Annotated in this window: 18 protein-coding genes; 11 read left to right on the forward strand and 7 right to left on the reverse strand. The window is 70.6% G+C overall.

The features are described 5' to 3' along the window. Positions 1 to 64 precede the first annotated feature (64 nt). Entirely contained in the window at positions 65 to 481 is a 417-nt protein-coding gene (locus tag VGZ32_RS11040) for an organic hydroperoxide resistance protein (protein ID WP_326885841.1), read from the reverse strand. Positions 482 to 593: 112 nt separating this feature from the next. Between VGZ32_RS11040 and VGZ32_RS11045 the strand changes: the two genes are divergently transcribed. Continuing rightward, positions 594 to 1,064 carry a MarR family transcriptional regulator gene (locus tag VGZ32_RS11045; RefSeq protein WP_326885842.1) on the forward strand — a complete coding sequence of 157 codons (471 nt, stop codon included), beginning with the start codon at positions 594 to 596 and terminating at the stop codon, positions 1,062 to 1,064. A gap of 84 nt (positions 1,065 to 1,148) precedes the next feature. Here VGZ32_RS11045 and glpK read toward each other — a convergent pair whose 3' ends face one another. The 3 genes from glpK to xylA all read right to left on the reverse strand — a co-directional run bounded on the left by glpK (position 1,149) and on the right by xylA (position 4,357). Further along, a complete protein-coding gene (gene glpK, locus VGZ32_RS11050; RefSeq protein ID WP_326885844.1) occupies positions 1,149 to 2,669 on the reverse strand; it encodes a glycerol kinase GlpK in 1,521 nt (506 codons plus the stop codon). An 84-nt stretch (positions 2,670 to 2,753) separates the two neighbouring features. Further along, a complete protein-coding gene (locus VGZ32_RS11055; protein WP_326885845.1) occupies positions 2,754 to 2,879 on the reverse strand; it encodes a hypothetical protein in 126 nt (41 codons plus the stop codon). A gap of 302 nt (positions 2,880 to 3,181) precedes the next feature. Next, positions 3,182 to 4,357, reverse strand: coding sequence for a xylose isomerase (gene xylA, locus VGZ32_RS11060; RefSeq protein WP_326885846.1), 1,176 nt, complete (start codon positions 4,355 to 4,357; stop codon positions 3,182 to 3,184). 111 nt (positions 4,358 to 4,468) lie between these two features. Between xylA and xylB the strand changes: the two genes are divergently transcribed. From xylB to VGZ32_RS11085, 5 genes are all read left to right on the forward strand, one after another. Next, a complete protein-coding gene (gene xylB / locus VGZ32_RS11065; protein WP_326885847.1) occupies positions 4,469 to 5,893 on the forward strand; it encodes a xylulokinase in 1,425 nt (474 codons plus the stop codon). 108 nt (positions 5,894 to 6,001) lie between these two features. Continuing rightward, positions 6,002 to 7,180 carry an ROK family transcriptional regulator gene (locus tag VGZ32_RS11070; RefSeq protein WP_326885848.1) on the forward strand — a complete coding sequence of 393 codons (1,179 nt, stop codon included), beginning with the start codon at positions 6,002 to 6,004 and terminating at the stop codon, positions 7,178 to 7,180. 133 nt (positions 7,181 to 7,313) lie between these two features. Then, the gene (locus VGZ32_RS11075; RefSeq protein WP_326885849.1) at positions 7,314 to 8,249 is read left to right on the forward strand and encodes a hypothetical protein; all 936 of its coding nucleotides are present in this window, start codon (positions 7,314 to 7,316) and stop codon (positions 8,247 to 8,249) included. A gap of 17 nt (positions 8,250 to 8,266) precedes the next feature. Then, positions 8,267 to 9,028 (forward strand): hypothetical protein, encoded by a 762-nt coding sequence (locus tag VGZ32_RS11080; RefSeq protein ID WP_326885850.1) that lies wholly within the window; start codon positions 8,267 to 8,269, stop codon positions 9,026 to 9,028. 208 nt (positions 9,029 to 9,236) lie between these two features. Next, positions 9,237 to 10,400: an acetoin utilization protein AcuC gene (locus VGZ32_RS11085; protein WP_349263563.1), complete on the forward strand. Its 1,164-nt coding sequence runs from the start codon at positions 9,237 to 9,239 to the stop codon at positions 10,398 to 10,400. Between the two features lie 86 nt (positions 10,401 to 10,486). Here VGZ32_RS11085 and VGZ32_RS11090 read toward each other — a convergent pair whose 3' ends face one another. Continuing rightward, on the reverse strand, positions 10,487 to 10,930 hold the full coding sequence (locus VGZ32_RS11090; RefSeq protein WP_326885852.1) for a universal stress protein: 444 nt from the start codon (positions 10,928 to 10,930) through the stop codon (positions 10,487 to 10,489). A gap of 212 nt (positions 10,931 to 11,142) precedes the next feature. Here VGZ32_RS11090 and VGZ32_RS11095 point away from each other — a divergent pair, with 212 nt between their 5' ends. The 4 genes from VGZ32_RS11095 (at position 11,143) to VGZ32_RS11110 (ending at position 17,399) form a co-directional block, all read left to right on the forward strand. After that, a complete protein-coding gene (locus VGZ32_RS11095; RefSeq protein WP_326885853.1) occupies positions 11,143 to 14,103 on the forward strand; it encodes a glycoside hydrolase family 2 TIM barrel-domain containing protein in 2,961 nt (986 codons plus the stop codon). Between the two features lie 137 nt (positions 14,104 to 14,240). Further along, entirely contained in the window at positions 14,241 to 15,149 is a 909-nt protein-coding gene (locus VGZ32_RS11100; RefSeq protein WP_326885854.1) for a hypothetical protein, read from the forward strand. 247 nt (positions 15,150 to 15,396) lie between these two features. Further along, positions 15,397 to 16,119 carry a response regulator transcription factor gene (locus VGZ32_RS11105; RefSeq protein ID WP_326885855.1) on the forward strand — a complete coding sequence of 241 codons (723 nt, stop codon included), beginning with the start codon at positions 15,397 to 15,399 and terminating at the stop codon, positions 16,117 to 16,119. Between the two features lie 5 nt (positions 16,120 to 16,124). Next, positions 16,125 to 17,399 carry a sensor histidine kinase gene (locus VGZ32_RS11110; protein ID WP_326885856.1) on the forward strand — a complete coding sequence of 425 codons (1,275 nt, stop codon included), beginning with the start codon at positions 16,125 to 16,127 and terminating at the stop codon, positions 17,397 to 17,399. Here VGZ32_RS11110 and VGZ32_RS11115 read toward each other — a convergent pair. Beyond that, a complete protein-coding gene (locus tag VGZ32_RS11115) occupies positions 17,363 to 18,385 on the reverse strand; it encodes a CHAP domain-containing protein (protein WP_326885857.1) in 1,023 nt (340 codons plus the stop codon). The genes VGZ32_RS11110 and VGZ32_RS11115 overlap by 37 nt on opposite strands. 269 nt (positions 18,386 to 18,654) lie before the next feature. Between VGZ32_RS11115 and VGZ32_RS11120 the strand changes: the two genes are divergently transcribed. Beyond that, on the forward strand, positions 18,655 to 19,647 hold the full coding sequence (locus tag VGZ32_RS11120) for a hypothetical protein (protein ID WP_326885858.1): 993 nt from the start codon (positions 18,655 to 18,657) through the stop codon (positions 19,645 to 19,647). Between the two features lie 49 nt (positions 19,648 to 19,696). On the opposite strand, the gene VGZ32_RS11125 is transcribed toward VGZ32_RS11120, so the two are convergent. Continuing rightward, the gene (locus tag VGZ32_RS11125; RefSeq protein WP_326885859.1) at positions 19,697 to 20,338 is read right to left on the reverse strand and encodes a DUF2461 domain-containing protein; all 642 of its coding nucleotides are present in this window, start codon (positions 20,336 to 20,338) and stop codon (positions 19,697 to 19,699) included. Positions 20,339 to 20,522: the final 184 nt, after the last annotated feature.

Below are 20,522 nucleotides of genomic sequence, written 5' to 3' on the forward strand. Positions count from 1 at the left end.
TCGAGTCGGACGCGTGCCCGTCCGATCGCCCGCCGCGTCGCGTCATCGCTCAAGAACGTGTGGGTTACTCGGTGACGAGTTCGACCTCGATGTTGCCACGGGTGGCCTTGGAGTACGGGCAGGTTTGGTGCGCCTGCTTGACCAGCGCAGCGCCCGATTCGCCGTGGAGGTCGTCGGGCAGTTCCACGCGGAGGACGACAGCGAGTCCGAAGCCTCCGTCGGCCGGGTCCTTGCCGAGGGTCACCTCGGCGGTCACCGAGACCTCTGACACGTCCACCTTGGCCCGGCGCGCGACCAGCCCGAGCGCGCTGGCGAAGCAGGCGGCGTAACCGGCGGCGAACAACTGCTCGGGGTTGGTGCCCGCGCCGTTCCCGCCCATGGACTTCGGGAACGCCAGCGGCAGGTCGATCTGGCCGTCGGAGCTGACGGCACGTCCTTCGCGCCCGTTGGCAGTGGCGACCGCGGTGTACAGGGCTTCCATGGTCCGCATCCCTTCGCATTGTCTTGCTGTGGAGTGACAGGCATAATGATTGCACACAACTTAGTTGTACACAATAAAGTGACGCACGGCTGGACGGAGGTATGGTGAGAGGATGACGACAACGGCGGATGAGCTGCTGCGCTTGGACAACTTGCTCTGCTTCGCGCTCCACGCAGCCTCGCGAGCCTTCGACAGCGTCTACCGGCCGTTGCTGCGGGACGCCGGAATCACCTATCCGCAGTACCTGGTGATGCTCACGCTGTGGGAACACGGGGAGCTGACCGTCAAGGAGCTGGGGCGGCTGCTTCGACTGGACTCCGGCACGCTCTCTCCGCTGCTGAAGCGGCTAGAGGCGGCGGGATACGTCGCGCGGCGGCGGGGCACCGAAGACGAGCGCTCCGTGACCGTGACGGCTACCGAGGCGGGCGAAGTGCTGCGCGAAAAGGTGCGAGCGGTGGCAGCCAGGATCGCGTCCACGACGGGGCTGGAGTGGGCGGAGGCGGCTGAGCTGCGCGGACGGCTGAATAACTTGATCGTGGCGCTGGACGCGGCGGTCGCGGGACAGGATCAGGGCAACCACTGAGCGTGGACGGACGCTGCGCAAGTCAAGTCGCAGCGAGGGAGGTGCGCCGCCGGGAGATCGGATGGCGGGCCGATCTCCCGGCTCTCAATCCTCGAGGTCGATCCAGTCGAGGGTCCGCGCGACCGCCTTCTTCCAGCTGCGGTAGCCCTTCTCGCGCCGCGCCTCGTTCCACGTCGGCTGCCAGCGCTTGTCCTCGTTCCAATTCCTGACCAGCTCGTCGGTGTTCTTCCAGAACCCGACCGCCAGGCCCGCGGCGTACGCGGCGCCCAGCGCGGTGGTCTCCGCGACGACTGGCTTGGACACCGGCACGCCCAGTACGTCCGCCTGGATCTGCATGCACAGGTCGTTCGCGGTGACGCCGCCGTCGACCCGCAGCACGTCGAGGCGGACGCCGGAGTCCTGCTCCATGGCCTCGACGACGTCACGCGTCTGGTAGCAGATCGCTTCGAGTGTGGCTCGGGCGACGTGCGCGTTCGTGTTGTAGCGGGACAGGCCGACGATCGCGCCGCGGGCGTCGGACCGCCAGTAGGGGGCGAAGAGGCCTGAGAAGGCCGGCACGAAGTAGACGCCGCCGTTGTCCTCGACCTGCCGGGCCAGTGCCTCGCTCTGCGCCGCGCCGGAGATGATGCCGAGCTGGTCGCGCAGCCACTGCACGGCCGAGCCGGTCACCGCGATCGACCCTTCGAGCGCGTAGACCGGCTTGGCGTCGCCGAGCTGGTAGGCGACGGTGGTCAGCAGGCCGTTGTTCGACCGCACCAGCTCGTTGCCGGTGTTGAGCAGTAGGAAGTTGCCGGTTCCGTACGTGTTCTTCGCGCTGCCCGGAGTGAAGCACACCTGTCCGACGGTGGCGGCCTGCTGGTCGCCGAGGTCGCCGGTCAGCGGGACCTCGCCGCGCAGCGGGCCGTCGGCGCGGGTGGCGCCGTAGCCGAGCGGGTCCGACGATGGCCGGATCTGCGGGAGCATTGCCCGCGGCACGCCGAAGAAGGACAGCAGCTCGTCGTCCCAGTCGAGGGTCTCCAGGTTCATCAGCATCGTGCGGCTGGCGTTGGTGGGGTCGGTGACGTGCACTCCCCCGTTCACGCCGCCGGTCAGGTTCCACAGCAGCCAGCTGTCGGTGTTGCCGAACACCGCCTCGCCGGACTCGGCCGCCTCGCGCAGGCCGTCGACATTCTCGAGCAGCCACTGGAGCTTGCCGCCGGAGAAATACGTCGCCGGCGGCAGGCCCGCCTTGCGCCGGATGGTCTGGCCGCGCTCGTCCTTGTCCAGCGCCGCGGCGATCCGGTCGGTGCGGGTGTCCTGCCAGACGATCGCGTTGTGGTACGGGCGCCCGGTGCGCCGGTTCCACACGACCGTGGTCTCGCGCTGGTTGGTGATGCCGAGCGCGGCCAGGTCTGCGGCGTTCAGGCCGGCCGTGTTCAGCGCCGTCTCGACCACCGCGCGGGTGCGCTCCCAGATCTCGGTGGGATTGTGCTCGACCCAGCCGGCCTGGGGCAGGATCTGCTCGTGTTCCAGCTGGTGCCGGGCCACCTCCCGGCCGCTGTGGTCGAAGATCATGAAGCGGGTGCTGGTGGTGCCCTGGTCGACCGCGCCGACGAAGTCAGCCATTGCGCGCTGCCTTTCTCACTGCGTTGTGTGGGGCGTGGATGTCTGCTTACGGATACCACGGCTGCCGGTCTACGCCGCCTGCCTTCAGACGGGCTGGTGCTCGGGGACTTGCTCGACCGGCGCGTCGACCGCGTCGGGCTTGGTCTCGCCGGGCAGGAAGCGCCCGATCAGTGCCTCGTACAAGCCGGCGCCGATCAAACCGCCGAGCAAGGGGGCGACGATATGACTGGCCCCATGAGGCGGTGCAGCAGAGGGCGCGCACCGGGCGAATGAGTGACCGGGATACCGGACCCGGACGACGCGGGCTTCCATCTACCCACAGCCAGCCGAAGGCAAGAAACGGCCTGCCAGAGGCGGCCGAGCCGGGAGCAGGCCGCGGCGCGAGGCTGGGGATCTGCGCCCGGGACGGCGGAGCGCTCGTTGTGCCGGCGTTCACTGATCGGACCGCCGGAAGCCACCGGCGATCAGATCAGCGGACGCTAATACCATCTGACACTGATATTCAGTGATCTTCAGCGCACGCCAAGCAAGTGCTCCAGGGCGAGCTGGTCGAGCCGTTCGAAGGCCATGCCGCGCTTGGCCGCCGCCTCGACGTCGAAGTCCTCGAATGCGGACCGGTCGGCGAGCAGGTCGTCCAGGGTCTCGCCGGCGGCGAGCGTGGTCTGGGCCAGCTGGTCGAGGCGCGAGTTCCTCAGCGCCTCCTGCACCTCGGGGTCGGCCCGGAACGCCGCGGCCTTCTCGCGCAGCACGAGGTAGTTGCGCATGCAGCCTGCCGCGGATGCCCAGACGCCGTCGAAGTCCTCGGTGCGCGGCGGCTTGAAGTCGAAGTGCCGCGGACCCTCGTATCCGGCCGTTTCGAGCAGGTCGACCAGCCAGAACGCCTGGCGCAGGTCGCCCGCGCCGAAGCGCAGGTCCTGGTCGAACTTGATCCCGGACTGCCCGTTGAGGTCGATGTGGAACAGCTTGCCGTGCCACAGCACCTGCGCGATGCCGTGCGGGAAGTTGAGCCCGGCCATCTGCTCGTGGCCGACCTCGGGGTTCAGGCCGACCAGCTCGGGGTGCTCCAGCCGCTCGATGAACGCCAGGCCGTGGCCGACCGTGGGCAGCAGGATGTCGCCACGCGGCTCGTTCGGCTTGGGCTCGATGGCGAACCGCAGATCGTAGCCTTGCCGCAGCACGTAGTCGCCGAGCAGGTCGAAAGCCTCTTTCAGCCGGTCGAGCGCCGCGCGCACGTCCTTGGCGGCGCCGGACTCGGCACCCTCGCGCCCACCCCACGCGACGTATACCTTGGCGCCGAGCTCTACAGCGAGGTCGATGTTGCGGAGCGTCTTGCGCAGCGCGAAACGGCGCACGTCCCGGTCGTTCGCGGTGAAGGCGCCGTCCTTGAAGACCGGGTGGGTGAACAGGTTCGTGGTGGCCATGGGCACGCGCAGGCCGGTCTCGTCGAGCACGGCGCGGAACCGCTTGATCCGGGCCTCGCGGTCGGCGTCGGAGGAGCCGAACGGAATCAGGTCGTCGTCGTGGAAGGTGACCCCGTACGCGCCGAGCTCGGCCAGACGGGTGACCGTCTCGACCGGGTCGAGCGCGGGCCGGGTGGCGTCGCCGAAGGGGTCGCGCCCCTGCCAGCCGACGGTCCACAGGCCGAAGGTGAACTTGTCCCCGGGTGTCGGAGTGTACGGCTGGGTCATTGCGTGCTCCACGGTCGCAGGGGTATTTATAAAGACAGAATACAAATTAGTACGGGAGGGCCTGGTGGGGAAAGTCCCCAGCGGGACGCGGGCTAAGCGAGGAGGCGGCGGGTGACCGAGAGCCGGGTGGTCGTGGGGGTGGACAGCTCGACCCAGTCGACAAAGGCGCTGGCGGTGGACGTGGACTCCGGCGCCGTGGTCGGGCAGGGGCGTGCGCCGCACAGCGTGAGCACGGGCGAGGGCCGGGAGAGCGACCCGGAGCAGTGGTGGAGCGCGCTGACCGAAGCCGTGGGCCAAACGGGTTACGCGGACCGGGCGCTCGCGATCTCGGTCGGCGGACAGCAGCACGGCCTGGTCACCCTTGACGCCGACGGACGGCCCGTGCGGCCCGCGCTGCTGTGGAATGACGTGCGCTCGGCGCCGCAGGCCGCGGCGCTCGTTGAATCGTTGGGCGCCGAGGCGTGGGCGCGGCGGGTCGGCAGTGTGCCGCTGGCCTCGTTCACGATCACGAAGTGGGCGTGGCTGCGGGAGAACGAGCCTGAGGCGGCCGAGCGCACAGCGGCGGTTCGGCTCCCGCATGATTATCTGACCGAGCGGCTGACCGGTGCGGCCGTCACAGACCGCGGCGACGCTTCGGGGACCGGGTGGTGGTCGCCGCAGGGCTACGACAAGGACCTGCTCGACCTGGTCGGCCTCGATCCGGCGAAGCTGCCCGATGTGCTCGAGCCGGGGCAGCCGGCCGGCACGGTGCGCCCGGGATCGCCGCTGCGCGAAAGCGCCTTGGTGGCGGCGGGGACGGGCGACAACATGGCCGCGGCGCTCGGGCTGGGGCTCATGCCGGGAGTGCCGGTGCTCAGCCTCGGGACGTCGGGGACCGTCTACACGGTCGCCCGCTCGCGCCCGACCGACGCGAGCGGCGTGGTCGCGGGCTTCGCCGACGCGCTCGGCGGCTGGCTGCCGTTGGCCTGCACGCTCAACTGCACGCTCGCTGTGGACTGGGTCGCCGCGCTGCTCGGCCGCGACCGCGAGCAAGTCGAACCCGGCGGCAGCGCGGTGGTGTTCCCCTTCCTCGACGGCGAGCGCACCCCGAGCCTGCCGTACGCGTCAGGACTCTTCTACGGGCTCAGGCACGAGACGACGCCGGGGCAGATCCTCCAGGCCGCCTACAACGGCGCCGGGTACGCGCTGCACGCGGCGCTCGACGACGTGCTTCGCCACGGCGGCGAGACCCTGGCCGACGACGCTCCGATCCTGCTCATCGGCGGCGGGGCGCAGGGAGCAGCGTGGCGCGACACGGTGCGGCGGCTGTCGGGGCGCCCGGTACTGGTGCCCGCGACGCAGGAGATCGTGGCGCTGGGCGCGGCGGCGCAGGCCGCGGGGCTGATCACCGGCGAGAGCGCGGACGCCGTCGCCCGCCGCTGGAAGACGGCGGAAGGGGTCCTGCTCGAGCCCCTGCCGAGGGACGAGGCGACGGTGGAAAGGTTTACGACCGTTCTGAGTCGAGCCAGAGGTCTTTTCGAGACCGGACTTGGCTAGGCTGCCGTGTCTAGATCGGCCGCCTTCGCGCCTCCGCCACCGGTGATTCGAGCGTCTGGAACCCCAGTGTCTGCCTCATCAGCGTCAGAACCCGCCTCGCTTCAGGGCATGCGCAGGCAGAACCTGGCGCTCGTGCTGGGCACCGTGGCGGGCGGCGGTCCGCTCTCGCGTGCCGACGTGGCCGACCGCACTGGGCTGACCCGCGCCGCGGTAGGCAACCTGGTGGGGCAGCTGCGCGAGGCGGGCCTGATCGCCGAGCTGGGTCCGGCGGCCAGCGGCCGGGTGGGCCGGCCGGGCAGCAGCGTCGCGCTGGCCGACCGGGGACCGGCCGGGCTCGGGCTCGAGATCGGCGTCGAGCACTTGGGCGCCTGCGTGGTGGACCTGAGCGCGACGGTGCGCACCTGGATCCAGGTCGAGGCGGACAACCGCGGCCGCCCACCCGCCGAGGCGCTGGCCGAACTGGGCGCGGTGGCCGACGCCGCCTACCGGCACGCCGAGGCCCAGGGGCTGCGACCCGCCGGAACCGTCGTGGCGATCCCGGGCCTGATCGGCGACGCGCCCGGAACCGTGCTGCACGCGCCGAACCTCGGCTGGCACAGCGTTCCGGTGGCTCGCGACCTGCGGCCGATGCTGCCGGTGCCGATGCGCGACGCGCCCGTCGAGATCGACAACGAGGCGAACCTGGGGGCGCTGGCCGAGCTGTGGCACGGCGCCAGCGCGGCCGACTTCGTGCACGTCTCGGCCGAGGCGGGAATCGGCGCGGCCCTCGTGATCGGAGGGCGGCTGCACCGGGGCGCAGCCGGGTTCGCCGGCGAGCTCGGCCACGTCCCGGTGCAGCCAGACGGACCGGCATGCACGTGTGGCGCGCACGGCTGCCTCGAGCAGTACGCGGGCCAGGCCGCCGTGCTGCGCGCGGCCGGTCTGGCGGAGGCGCCGGGCGATCACATCGATCTGCTGGAGCAGCGGGCGCTCGACGGGGACGCGGCGGTGCGCGAGGCGTTGGACCGGGCGGGGCGCGCGCTGGGCACGGCGCTGTCCGGGACCGTGAATCTGATCGACCCGGCCGCCATCGTGCTCGGCGGCGCGTATGCCGAACTCGGCCCGTGGCTGCTACCGGGACTCCGCGCCGAGCTCGCGGCGCGGGTGACGGTCCGGCCGTGGGCGCCTGAGGCGCTTTTGGTGTCGGAGCTGGGAAGGCGCGGTCCGTTGCTGGGCGCGGCGACCGCGACCGTGCGCCGCATCATCGAAGACCCTGCCGCACACCTGAAGCTCCTGTCAGAGGTCTGATCCGTCCCGTTGGCATAAACCTGATCTGGCGGAACATCACTCAATCCGGTGATAGCGAACCGCTCCCCCTCGTTCGACGCATCGTGCGTAGCTATGTTCTGTCGCGGCGAAGGCTTCAGGGGAGGGAGCGCTCATGCTGGTGGCACGCCTTTTGCGGCGGGCCGGGGCATTGGTCGGGCTGGCACTGCCGACGGTGGTGCTCCCCGCGTCGGCGTTCCATGCGATGGCGTTCAGCGTGCGGGAATTCAACTCGGCGACGTTCGCGGCGACGGTGTTCGGCTCCTCGGCCGCGCACGCTCCTGCAGCAAAGACGAACGCGGTTGCCGAGCCGGTGATCCCCGGTATCGGTGCCCTGAGTCTGCTGGTGACCGTGCAGGGTCAGCCGATCGGCGACGCGGGTGCCGACGACCCGCCTCCGAGTGTTCCGGCCGGCTCGCCGGTCAACGTCGTCTACGAGGTGCGTAACAACACTCTGTTTGAGGCTCAGGACGTGCAGGTGAGCGATCCGGTCGTCGGCGGCGGCGCGGTGACGTGCCCGGGCGGCGGTCCGGTGATCGCGGATCTGCGACCACTGAGCTCAGTGGTTTGCTTCGCGACCGTGACCGCCGTCGTCGGACGACACGTCGGTGTCGTGGACGCCACCGGTTACCAGACGATCCTCATCTTGCGCTATCGCGTCGCCGCCCTCGCCTTCGCCGGATACATCGGTGTCGCGCAGCCGCCGCCTCCACCCCCACCACCTCCTCCGCCGTCGGCCCCGCCTCCACCCCCGCCCCCGCGGACCCCACCTCCGCCACCGCCGGTCCCGCCGAGTCTCGCTCCGGCTCCGTTTGAATCCGCTGTCGCGCTGGCGCCGGCCATCGTGCCGCCCCCGCCGCCGAGTCCTTCCGCGCGGCCGTCACCCTCGCGCCCGGCCGCGTCGCCGACACCGACTCTCTACCGGGCGCTGATCACCCCCAGCGCGGTCACGCCGCGCGGGCCGGACGTCCCCACCCCGCTCTTCATCCTGATCATGGCCATGCCCGCCGCGGCCGGAGCAGCCGTCGCGCTCAGCCGGCGCACCAAGTAACGACTGAGGGGACCCGCATGACCTCCGTGACAACCGGGCTCATCGTGATTCTCGTCGCCGCCTCGGTCGGCGCGCTCGCGCACCAGACCCGCATGCGGCTCTTCCCGGGGAACAAGACCGAGGAAGAGAAGGAGCACGACATCAGCGAGTACGTGACGATGATGGTCGGGGTCTTCTACGCGCTGATCGTGGGCCTGGCGCTGGTGTCCGTGTGGGAGAACCGGGACAACGCCGAGCAGCGGGCGCAGACCGAGGCCAGCAGCCTCCAGGAGGTGTATCAGCTCGCGGATTCCCTACCCGCGCCGACGCGCGAGAAGATCCAGGCGGACGCGACGACGTACGCCGGCTACGTGGTGCGCGCCGAGTGGCCGTTGATGGACCAGCAGAAGCCGCTCGGTGAGAAGGGCTGGACGCTGCTGGACGATCTGCGCCTCGACGTGACCTCTTACACGCCGACGACGAGCGCTCAGAACAACGTCGCCTCGGACGCGGTCGGGCAGCTGAGCACGCTGGCGGACGCCCGGCGTGGGCGGGAGGCGGCCGCGACGGACCGGATGCCCGACCTGCTGTGGGTGGGACTGATCCTCGGCGGCGTGCTGACCGTCGCGCTGACGTTCGTCTTCGGCATGAAGCAGCACATCAGCCACGTCGCGATGCTCATGGGTCTGACCGCGCTGATCGGGTTCATGATGATCCTGATCTTCAACCTCGACAATCCGTTCAACCAGGGGCTGGGCGCCAGCTCCTCGGCCTTCACCGACCTCTTCCCGTCGGCGTAGCGCGCAAGGGGCACACCGTTCGGTCACACGGCGCGCGACGTGCGCATCCGGGTCCGTACTCACCTCGACTTCCGATGTGCGCCCGCCGGAATACTCAGACGGCCCGCGGGGGCGCGATAGTGGAGGAGGGGCGGGCAAGCCGCGCTTCGAGAGGGTGACGGTGGGGCTGGGGATGGGGCCGGGGGAACGCGTGGCCGATGTGCTGCGGATACCGTGGTGCGACTCGCTGATGGCGTACGACTTCGGCCACGATCATCCGCTCGCTCCGGCGCGCTTGGAGCTGACGATGTCGCTGGCCAGGTCGCTGGGCGTGCTGGGCGTTCCCGGCGTCGCGCTCGCACCGGTCACGCCGGCGCGCGACGACGTGCTCGAACTCGCCCACGATGCCGACTACATCAGGGCGGTGCGGGAGGTCGCTCTCGGCACCCATGCCGACCGGCTGCGCTACGGCCTCGGTACCGCGGACAACCCCATGTTCCCCGACATGCACGGTGCCTCGGCGATCGTGGTCGGAGCGAGCGTGGCCGCGGCGGACGCGGTGTGGTCGGGAGCGGCCGGGCACGCAGCGAACATGGCCGGCGGCCTGCACCACGCGATGCGGGCGCACGCTTCAGGGTTCTGTCTCTACAACGACGTCGCGATCGCGATCGCCCGAATGCTTTCGCAAGGTGCGCGGCGGATCGCCTACGTGGACGTCGATGCGCATCACGGGGACGGGGTGCAGGCCGCCTTCTACGACGACCCGAGAGTGCTGACGATCAGCCTGCACGAGCACCCTCGAACCCTGTTTCCGGGCACCGGCCTGCCCGAGGAGTCCGGCGGACCGGGCGCGGAAGGCACCAGCGTGAACATCGCGCTGCCGGCCGGGACGCGGGACGACCAGTGGCTGCGGGCCTTCGACGCCGTGGTGGACCCGTTGCTGAGCGCCTTCGCCCCCGAAGTCCTGGTCACGCAGCACGGCTGCGACAGCCATGCGCTCGATCCGCTGGCGCATCTGATGCTCACCGTGGACGGGCAGCGCGCGGCGGCCGAGCGGCTGCACGCCCTCGCCCACGAATACGCACAGGGCCGCTGGCTGGTGTTCGGCGGCGGGGGCTACGCGGTCGTCGACGTCGTCCCGCGTATCTGGACCCTGATCCTGGCGGAGGCCGCGCACCGCCCCCTGCCGCCGCGGGCCGAGACGCCGCCCGAATGGCGCACGCACGCCTTTGAGCGCACCGGTTTCGCCGCTCCGACGCGGATGACGGACGGCCATTCGCCGAACCCGGCGCCGCGGACCGGCGGCCGTGATCCGGCAGGCCCGGTGGACCAGGCGGTCCTGGCGACCCGTCGCGCGGTGTTCCCGCACTTCGGGCTCGATCCGGCGCGGTGAACGCGCCGCCGCATTGACCGCCGGAAAGCCAGAAGCCTGATTTCAGCCTGTACGTCAGGGCCTTGTGGCCGGCGCGGGCACCGCGGTCACGGCACGACAGTGACCGGCCAGCGGCCCGACTTCACCAGCCGGACGCCCACCGAGCCGAGGAGGCGGTGACCGGCCTTCGTCGACGCCCCGATCACCACGGCGTCCGCGCGGAGCCGGTCCGCCACCTCGACCAGGCCGTTGTACGCGTCGCCGGGCTGCGAGACGAACTCCCAGCGGATCCCTTCGGCCGCGTCGAGACGTTCGGCGGCTTCGCGGATCTGGCGCTCGAGGTCGGTCGCGAGGTCCTGCCCCAGCTGCACCATGGCCGCGCCCGTCGCCGCGCCGCCTATGGTGTTCATCGGCTGGATGAAGACCAGGACCAGGCGGGAGTTCTGCCGTCTGGCGAGCCCGGCCGCGTACGCGGCGGCCCGCATCGAGGACTCCGACCCGTCGACCCCGGCGACGATCACGGACGGGCCGTCGGTGCCCAGCTCGAACATTTGCCACCCTCTCCGGTCTGCGTCCCGATCCTACCCATCGTGCTGCCCGGCGAGCACGGACCAGGTGCGCTCGGTGTTCGGTCGAGGGATTCGCGGCGGAAAACGAACAGACCGCGGCGCAGATCTGGCCGAGCCGCACCTCCGGCATAAGAATAAGCCACAGAAGGCAACTCACTTGCACATGAAGCACCACGCACTCACAGGAGTCCCGCGTGTCGTACCTGCACCAGATCCCGCTGCCGCGCGGCGTCCTGAGCCCGCGCGCGCATGTGGCCGGCGACGCGGCGCGGCTCGATCTGAACGGCGCCTGGCGCTTCCGGCTCTCGCCCTCGGCCCGGGTCGCGGGCGGCGACGCCTTCGCGGATCCGGGTTTCGACGACAGCGGGTGGGCGCGGCTGCCGGTCCCGTCGCATTGGGTGCTGCACGGCTACGGCGCACCGGCGTACACGAACGTCAACTACCCGATCCCGGTCGATCCGCCGTTCGTGCCGGACGAGAATCCGACCGGCGATCACCGGTGCGTGTTCGACCTGCCCGAGGCGTGGCCGGCGGGGTCCGCCGTGCTGCGATTCGAGGGCGTGGACTCGTGCGGCCGGATGTGGCTCAACGGGACCGAGCTGGGAGTCACCTTCGGCAGCCGGCTGCCGGCCGAGTTCGAGGTCGGCCATCTGCTGCGGCCCGGCGAAAACGTGCTGGCGGTGCGGGTGCACCAGTGGTCGCCGGGCACCTACCTCGAAGACCAGGACATGTGGTGGATGCCCGGCATCTTCCGCGACGTGTCGCTGATCTCGCGGCCGGCCGGAGGAATCCGGGACGTGCGGGTGCGTGCGGACTACGACCACATCACGGGCCTCGGGACGCTCCTGGTCGATGCCGACACTGACGCCGATGGCGAGGGGACGTCAGCCCGGATCACCTGCCCGCAGCTCGGTCTCGACGGCGCCCCCGCAGGCGTCCCGGTGAGCGTGCCAGTCAGTCCGTGGACCGCGGAGACCCCGCGTCTTTACCGGGTCGAGGTGGCCACCGACGCCGAACGGGTGACGGTCGCGGTCGGCTTTCGCACCGTCGCGATCGAGGACGGCATGCTGAAGGTCAACGGCCGCAGGATCCTGCTGCGCGGGGTCAACCGGCACGAGTTCCACCCCGACCGCGGGCGGGCGGTGACCGAGCAGGTCATGCGCGCCGACCTGGAGCTGATGAAGCGGAACAACATCAACGCCGTGCGCACCAGCCACTACCCGCCGCACCCCCGTTTCCTCAAGCTCTGCGACGAGCTGGGCATGTGGGTGATCGACGAGTGCGACTTCGAGACGCACGGCTTCGCGCCGGCGACCGGCTGGCGCGGCAACCCGACCGCCGACCCGCGGTGGAGCGCCGCCCTGGAGGATCGGGCCCGGCGTATGGTCGGCCGCGACCGCAATCACCCGAGCATCATCCTGTGGTCGCTTGGCAACGAGGCCGGCGTCGGTGAGAACCTCGGCCGGATGGCGGACGCGATCCGCACCCTCGATCCGACGCGCCCGCTGCACTATGAGGACGACCGGTCCTGTCAGTACACAGACGTGTACAGCCGCATGTACGCCCACCCGAACGAGGTGGACCTGATCGGCCGACGCGAGGAGCCGCCGCTCGAGGACGCAGAGCTCGACGCGCGGCGCCGAGCCATGCCGTTCATCCTGTGCGAGTACGGACACGCGATGGGCAACGGGCCGGGCGGTCTGACCGAGTACCAGCAGCTTTTCGAGAAGTACGAGCGCTGCCAAGGCGGGTTCATCTGGGAGTGGATCGACCACGGGATCCGCGCGCACACGGCGGCCGGCCGCGAATACTTCGCGTACGGCGGGGACTTCGGCGAGGAACTGCACGACGGCAACTTCGTCTGCGACGGCCTCGTGTTCCCGGACCGCACCCCCTCCCCGGGCCTGATCGAGTTCAAGAAGGTGGTCGAACCGGTCCGCATCACCGGCGGCGACGCGGACGCGAACCCGGACGAGTTCATCGTCGAGAACCGCTACGACTTCGCCGACCTCGCACACCTTCGGCTGCACTGGAGGTATGAGGTCGAGGGCGAGCCGCTGGGCGAGGGGGTCGCGCCCTGTCCCTCGCTGGCGCCCGGCCAGAGCGCGACGCTCAAACTCGACCGGCCGGTGCGGCACGCGGCAGCCGACGGCACGTCGCAGGCCGAGGGCTGGCGGACCGTGCGCGCGGTCCTGGCCACGGATCAGTCCTGGGCGAAGACAGGACACGAAGTCGCCTGGGGGCAGTGGCCGACCTCAAGCCGGAGCAGCGCAGCGGCCGAGTTCAGCGAAGAGGCCGCCGCACCGACCCCAGCCGGCGAGGCGTCAGCCGCCAACCCCCTCCCCCGGCACGCCGTGTTCGACGACCTCGGCCGTCTCACCTCCTTCGCAGGGATCGAATTGGTCGCGCCGCGCGTCGACATCTGGCGTGCGCCGACCGACAACGACGACGGCCGCCAGGAACAGCGGCTCGCCGAGCGATGGAGGCAGCTGGGCCTGCACAGGATGCACGAGCGAGTGATCGGTGTCGCACGCGACGAGCGGCAGGTCACCGTGCACACCCGGCTCGCCCCGGCAGCGACCGGCGTCGGCTTGCTGGCCTCGTATCGGTGGACAGCGCCGGACGAACGGACGCTGCGCCTCGACCTGAACGTCCACCCGGAGGGTGAGTGGCCGGTCGTGTTGCCGAGGCTGGGGCTGCGGATCGGCCTGCCCGGACGCTACGACCGGGCACGTTGGTTCGGCGGCGGCCCGGGCGAGGCATACCCGGACAGTCGCCGGGCCTCGAGGATCGGCCTGCACCGGGCCTCCGTCGACGAGATGCAGACCCCGTATGTCTTCCCGCAGGAGAACGGCGCGCGGATCGATGTGCGCTGGGCCGCGTTGTGGAACGAGGCGACGGGCGCGGGCCTGCGCTGGAGCGGGCCGCGGCCCTTCCAGTTCACCGCTCGGCGCTGGACGACGGAGCAGCTCGACGCCGCCCGCCACCCGCACGATCTCGTGGCCGGTGAACGGGTCTGGGTGAACATCGACGTGGCGCAGAACGGTCTGGGCACCGCGTCCTGCGGACCGGGCGTGCTTCCGGCTTACGAATTGCACGCGGCGCCGGAACATTTCATGCTGCTCTGGGGCGAACTGGATGGGCGGACCTCCTAGGTGACCGGTCTAGACCCACTGAGGCGCACACGATATATTTCAACGGCCTGTCGTTGATCCAAAACCGCCGTCGATCAGGCATCGCCGCCTTGCTGCGGCGCGATGCACGACGAGCGCCGTCGCTGGGGGTTGTCGTCGTGCCGGGTCGCACCGCGCTGGTGTCCGCCGCGATCGGCAGCGTGCTCGCAGCCGCGGTGTGGGCCGCTCCCCCGGCCAGCGCCGACAGCACGCCGAGCCCCGGCATCGGCTCGATCGCGACGACCATCGGCGGGGTTCCGGCGAAGGTCACCGTCGGCGGATCGTTCTCGCCCACCTTCACCATCCGTTCCACCTCGGCCGACCGGATCGAGGTGGAGGGCTTCTCGTTCTCCCTCACCAGCCCCGGCACCGACAGCACGCCGGATCCGACCGACGGCTCCGGCATCGACGTGCTGTGGAAGGACCCTGCGACCGGGGCCTGGCGCTCGTCGTCCGCCGAGCCCGTCGGCGGTGTCTGGGCCCTGAGCGAGCCGCCCCACGCAGTCTGGATCCCGCCGCACGGAAGCCTGTCGATCCGCCTCTACGTCACCATGAACGGCGCCGCAGCGCGAGGCCCCGCCGTGATCACCACCACGGGTATCTGCGCTTATTCGCTGTTCACGATCGGCGGCGTGAACATCTCCGGCGAACTCGGGTACAACCACGCGCACGCGCAGTTCTACTTCGGCGCGCCTTCGAACGGTACGGGAGCGCCGATCACCGCCCCGACCGCATCGACACCTGACACACCGAGCGCTACGTGGCAGCCCTCGTCGACCGGTGCGCCGGCCCCGGACTCCACTGGCGCCTTGAACGCGGGCCCGCCGCCCGGGGGCACCTCCTCGGGATTGGGCGGGAACGCCGCGCTCGTCCCAGCATCGGTTTCGGCTTCCCCGATCGCAGCGGCGAGCACACGCACCACCGGATTCAGCACGTACGCCACGCCGCTCGCCGCCGTGGTGCTGCTCGTCTTCGTGGCGTTCGCGATCGGCATCGCGCTCACCCAACGCGGCCGGGCGAAGCGCTAGTTCGCACACCGTACGCACCAAGCTGACGACACCCGCTTTTCCGCAGAGCCCGCATACCGCGAGAGTCTGTGGTGGATTCGCAGGACACGTGTCCCGCGAATATCGGGCGTGACAAGATCTTTCCACTGCCCGCAAGCTGGAGGGGAGCGCCGCCGGCGGTTCCGCCCTCCTCCCGCCGACCCCGGTTCACGGTGCCGTGGGCACCCGAATCCACCCCTAGCCGAACACCTGTCCGCGAGGAGATGATGTGGATCGCGATATCGAGGACGCATACGTCTTGCGGGGGTCCGACATGATCCGGGTTGCCATCGTCGACGACCATCCGATCGCCCGGCGAGGAGTCGAACAGGTGCTCACCGAGACCGGTTCGGTGGACGTCGTCGCGACCGCGGCGGCGCCCGGCGGGCTGCTCGACGCGCTCGGCCCGGACAGCGCGGACGTCGACCTGATCGTCCTCGACCTCTACCACGACGGCGACGAGCCCTGTCTGGACGCGGTCTCCCGGCTCAGCGGCGGGGCGCGGGTGCTGGTGATGTCGGTCTCCGGGCGGCCCGGGGACGTGCTCGGCGCCATCAGGGCGGGCGCCGCCGGCTACATCACCAAGCTCGCCTCGCCCGAGGCGTTCGTCTCGGCGGTCGAGGCGGTGGCGGCGGGCGGCTTCTACCTCTCGTCTCAGCTTGCCGACATACTGCAGACCGAGCTGACCCATCCGCAGCCGGACCCGCGGCCGCCGCGCCAGTCCGCCGCGCACGCGGGCGTGCTGTCCCGGCGGGAGGAGGAGACGCTCAGCCTGATCGCCCGGGGCTTCACGCACGCGCAGGCGGCGACCCGCATGGGGGTGAGCAAGGCGACCGTCGACACCTACATCGAGCGGATCCGCACGAAACTGCAGGTCGGCAACAAGGCGGAGCTCACCCGGGCGGCGCTGACCCAGCTGTCGGCGCGAGATCCGGGGCAAAGCGAGGGTTGACGGCGGTGTTGGTTGGGGCGGCCGAAGCGGCTGAGGGGAATCGGGCGGACGGAGCGAACGCGGCGGGGGCCGGCGAGGCGCCGACCGCGCTGCGGGTAGAGCGGGTGCTGGCCTGGGCGATGGGCTTCTTCCGAGCCGGCGGGATCGCCCAGGCCTCGGTCGTCCTGGCGATGGCGCCGGCCCACTTCCCACGGTTCGGGGAGTCCGGCGCGCTGCTCGCCGCGATCGCCGCGGAGAGCGCCGTCCTGATCGCGGTCTGCGTGCGCGCCGGGCGGATACGCACCGGCTGGATCAGCGCGGACGTGCTCGTGTGCGCCGCCGGGCTGACCGTGAACGCCGCGCTGACCACGTCGGCCGACGGGAACACGTGGGCCGATTTCATGTATCCGTTCACGATCATCGCCTCGATCGGGATCGGCCTCGGGTATCGCAGCCTCTTCACGGTGCTGGGCGCGGCCGCGTTCCTGGCGACCACGTACGGCACCTCGGCGGTACTCGTGCACCACGATCCGGCGTGGAACACGGTGCCGAACTCGATCAGCTATCTGCCGAACACCGTCGTCGCCTGGGCCGCCGCGCGGTATCTGCGTCAGGTCGCGCGCGCCTCGGACGTGAGCCGGGCTCAAGCGGTGGCGCGGGCGGACGAGCTCGCCGGGGAGCGTGAGCGGGCGCGGCATTCACGGATGCTGCACGACCGGGTGTTGCAGACCATGGAGACACTCGCCCGCGGCGAGTGGGTGCCGGACCGGGAGCTGCGCTCACACATCGCCGTCGAGGCCGCCTGGTTGCGGGCGCTGGTCGAGGGCGCTCCGATGGAGGCCGGGCCGGGCGATCTGCTCTCGGCCTTGCAGGCGGTGGCCCGGCGTAAGACCCGGATCGGCCTGAACGTCGAGCTCAACACCGTCGGGCTGCGGGATGCCGCCCCGCCCGGCGGCCTCGAATCAGACGTCGTCGAAGCCGTCGCGGACGCCGTGCACGAGGCGCTGACGAACGTGGCGAAGCATGCGGGCGTGGATGCGGCCGTCGTGCGCGCGTACAGCGCCGACGGCCGGATCGTGGTGTCCGTGCTGGATCAGGGCTGCGGTTTCGATCCGTCGAGCGCCGCGGGCGGCCTCGGCCTGGAGAGATCCATCCGCGCAAGACTCACGGCGGTCGGCGGCGAGGCGCGGATCGACAGCCAGCCGCGGGCCGGCACCTATGTCGAGCTCTCGGTGCCGGCCCGCGGATCGGATGGTCTACCGGCTCACCCGCCGGAGCAGGGCGAGATTCCCGGCGAGTAGCCGTTCGTCGCGACCGTCGGGGTGTTCATGTACCAGTCGTAGACCCAGGTTCCGTCGTCCAGCTTGTCCCAGGTGGTGAACGGGCGCCCGTACTGAGTGCGGCCGTCGACCTGGTCGCCGTACTTGGTCTGGCAGACCACGTAGAGGGTCGTGCCGTCGGACGCCCAGCCGACCACGTGGTTGACGTGCGGTTGCGACTGGATCGCAAGGCCCTGGCTGTCGGCGCCGGTCACCTGGTACGGCTTGCCGGACGAGCCGATGCCGCCGTCGCCGATGTGCAGGAAGTGGTCGGGCCAGGGCACGAAGAAGGGTCCGTGGCCGTTCGAGGTGTCCGTCGCGCCGCCGTGGCCCATGTGCAGGGTGGAGAACTTGCTGTCCTCCCGCAGGTTGAACTGGGCCAGGTCGATCGAGCCGTCGCTGTAGACGGCGGTGACGTAGGCGACGTGTCCCACTGTGAACTGGCCGCTGTCACTGCCGGTGACCCACTGCGCGATCGCGCCCACGTGCGGAGTGCCGTTGACCGCGAACCCGGCGTTGGCGGCCGAGACGTTCCAGTCGCCCGCGTTGCCCCAGGAGTAGCGCACCGGGCCCTTGGACAGCCCGTCCGACGGGAACCACCCGGCGTCCGGAATGGTCGGCGGGTGCTGATTCCCGCCGAAGTTCTGGTAGATCATCCAGGCGGCGTAGGACACGCACTGGCCGTAGGCCATGCCCCACTGGTCGCCGCCGTTGTTGTAGGTCAGCCCGTTCCACGGATAGTTCGTCGTCACCGGCGTCGTCACCGCGCTGGCGACTGCCGGCGCGGTGACGACATTGACCTTGGTCGCGACGCTGTTCGTCGAATCCGTCTTCGCCGCGGCCCCGTGCACCGCGGCGTGAGACGGCCCGGCAGCCGCGGCGACGGCCAGCACGGCGAGGGCGGCGCCCGCCGCCACCCGCTGCCCGGCCCGGCGCAGCCCGGCGCCTTTTGATAGCAGGATCCCCATATCAGTGCCTTTCAGGGTCGGCCCGGACGTCCCGGGTCGTCGACCACTGTCGGCGAGAGACAAGCCGGCGCGCACGTCGGCCGTTCGCCTGACAGGCGAACGACGGGTGCGCGCGGCAACGGTCCACAGCCGCCCGCGTCCTGCGTTCTGCGACCTGTGCCGCGCGGACGCCGCTTCCTACGGTGAGCCCACCGGCCCCGCACGGCAGGCGTCCGGGGCGACGACAGAACAGGAGTCTGATTCATGTCGCAGAGGGGAGCACACCGGCCATGAAGGCATTTCGAACCCTGCTGCTCACGGCCGCGGCCGCGGGGATAGTCCTGGCCGCCGCATCGGGCGGCGCTCAGGCGGCGAGCCAGCCGAAGACGGTGCCGCACGCCGGCGCCGCGAGCCCGGCGACCGCCGCCTTCCCGCCCGTGACGTATTCGCGCTATGTGACCACCACGAACATGTACACGATGGGCTGCAACCAGGGGAAGGCGTCCGACGCGCAGGGCCAGCACAGCCAGCTGGCACTGCTCAACTTCGGCGACCCGGGGTGGAACAATGCCGGTACGTTCGGCGCCTGGGACAGCTACATCGGCGGCTTCAACTCGAACGCCGCGATCCAGGCCAACGTCGAGAACTACATGCAGGGGTTCTGGGACTGCACCGTCGCGGGCAGCAAGTCGTTCATGAACGTGGCCCCCGGCGTCACCAACAACGGCAGCGGGATCAACTCGAGCAACGACACCGCGCTCGGCACAGCCTGGGGCAACATGGTCAAGAACCTCAGCGCGTGGATCACGGCGAAGGGCTACACCGCCCAGCTCGGCGCGCTCGGCTCGACCGACTTCGAGCCCGGATACGGCGCCCCGTCGCACGCGCTGAACTGGGCCAACGGCTTCCAGTCCACCGGTTCCTACTACTACGACTTCGGCTCGGCCGACGGTTGCCCGCCCTACGGGGGCTGCGACAACGGCTGGACCCAGGCAGACGAGTACCAGCTGGCCTGGGGCAACCCGAACGCGTTCGCCGCGCCGCAGATCTACAACGCGGCGATGGCGCAGGAGTGGGCGTCGATCAGCGCGTGGGGCAAGGCGCACGGCTCGGCCGGGGCGATCTTCTTCTCCGCCGCGCTCTCCCAGTACCAGGCCTGCGCCGACCACAGCGACCCCTGCTCGGGTACCGACTTCACCCCGCAGCAGTCCTGGCAGGCCATCTACTCGGACACCGGCCAAGCGCCGCCGTTCGCGACCGAGATGTCCTACCAGTCCAACTGATCCCCTCGAGAAGACTCGACGCCGCGGCCCGACCGCCACGCAAGCCGAATCAACGCCCTTGCGTCGCGGTCGGGCCGACGTGCTCGTCCAGCCAGGCGGACAGCGGCCGGGTCGCCCGGAAGAACTCGACGATTCGGTCCTTCGCCGCGGCGGTCTCCAGCCAGGGCTCGACCCGCCACTGCTTCCAGGCGATCAGGTCCTTGTTGCGCAGCAGATCAAGCCGCGGGTGGTCCTTCGGGTATCCGCGCGGCGCGTTCTTGAGCGTCTCTCGGACCGCGATCTCGATGTCCTGCTTCGAGATCTGGCCGAGCAGCCGGCGCAGCTGAGCGCCGAGCGCGTCGTCAGCGACCGCGGCCCGATACCGCTCGAGCTGGTCCGACGCCATCACGTAGTACCCGTTCCCGGCAGCGAGCCCGTCGGCCGAGAGCTGGACGTACCCGCCCTTGTCCAGCGACGCGGCGATCGCGGTCTTATACGGCGACTTGTCCGCGCTGAACCGGACGTCGCGGTACGGCCGGAAGATCTTGCTCGAGCCGAACTCGGGCTCCAACTCCTCCACGAGCGCCGCCATCGGCCCGTACACGATGGAGTCGTAGACGGCCTTGTGAGCCGTCCAGTATGTCTTGGAGTTGTCGGCCTCGAGCCCTTCGTAGAACTCCAGCGACTCGGCCGGCCAGCCTTGGAAAGTCACAGTCAGAGCGTATCCGCTTCGACCGACCGGCAGAGGCTCAACTGCCACTCCCCCAGCCCACCGCCTGCCCGCGCACCGTCGCCGCTAGTCCGTCCGGCTGAACCGGAAGAGCACTCCACGCACCGTCACGCGCAGGCGCACCCCGCATCGGCCTTGGCCTGCTCGACGCTCTGGGCCGGATCCA

This window comes from Actinocrinis sp., assembly GCF_035938995.1.
Lineage (GTDB): Bacteria > Actinomycetota > Actinomycetes > Streptomycetales > Catenulisporaceae > DASZGI01.

Excerpts from the sequence above, each read along its gene's own strand:
- VGZ32_RS11115 (WP_326885857.1), bottom strand. The coding sequence starts at position 18,385 with ATGGGGATCCTGCTATCAAAAGGCGCCGGGCTGCGCCGGGCCGGGCAG.
- xylA (WP_326885846.1), bottom strand. The coding sequence starts at position 4,357 with ATGACCCAGCCGTACACTCCGACACCCGGGGACAAGTTCACCTTCGGC.
- VGZ32_RS11070 (WP_326885848.1), top strand. The coding sequence starts at position 6,002 with ATGCGCAGGCAGAACCTGGCGCTCGTGCTGGGCACCGTGGCGGGCGGC.
- glpK (WP_326885844.1), bottom strand. The coding sequence starts at position 2,669 with ATGGCTGACTTCGTCGGCGCGGTCGACCAGGGCACCACCAGCACCCGC.
- VGZ32_RS11040 (WP_326885841.1), bottom strand. The coding sequence starts at position 481 with ATGGAAGCCCTGTACACCGCGGTCGCCACTGCCAACGGGCGCGAAGGA.
- VGZ32_RS11090 (WP_326885852.1), bottom strand. The coding sequence starts at position 10,930 with ATGTTCGAGCTGGGCACCGACGGCCCGTCCGTGATCGTCGCCGGGGTC.
- VGZ32_RS11120 (WP_326885858.1), top strand. The coding sequence starts at position 18,655 with ATGAAGGCATTTCGAACCCTGCTGCTCACGGCCGCGGCCGCGGGGATA.
- VGZ32_RS11080 (WP_326885850.1), top strand. The coding sequence starts at position 8,267 with ATGACCTCCGTGACAACCGGGCTCATCGTGATTCTCGTCGCCGCCTCG.
- VGZ32_RS11075 (WP_326885849.1), top strand. The coding sequence starts at position 7,314 with ATGCTGGTGGCACGCCTTTTGCGGCGGGCCGGGGCATTGGTCGGGCTG.
- VGZ32_RS11045 (WP_326885842.1), top strand. The coding sequence starts at position 594 with ATGACGACAACGGCGGATGAGCTGCTGCGCTTGGACAACTTGCTCTGC.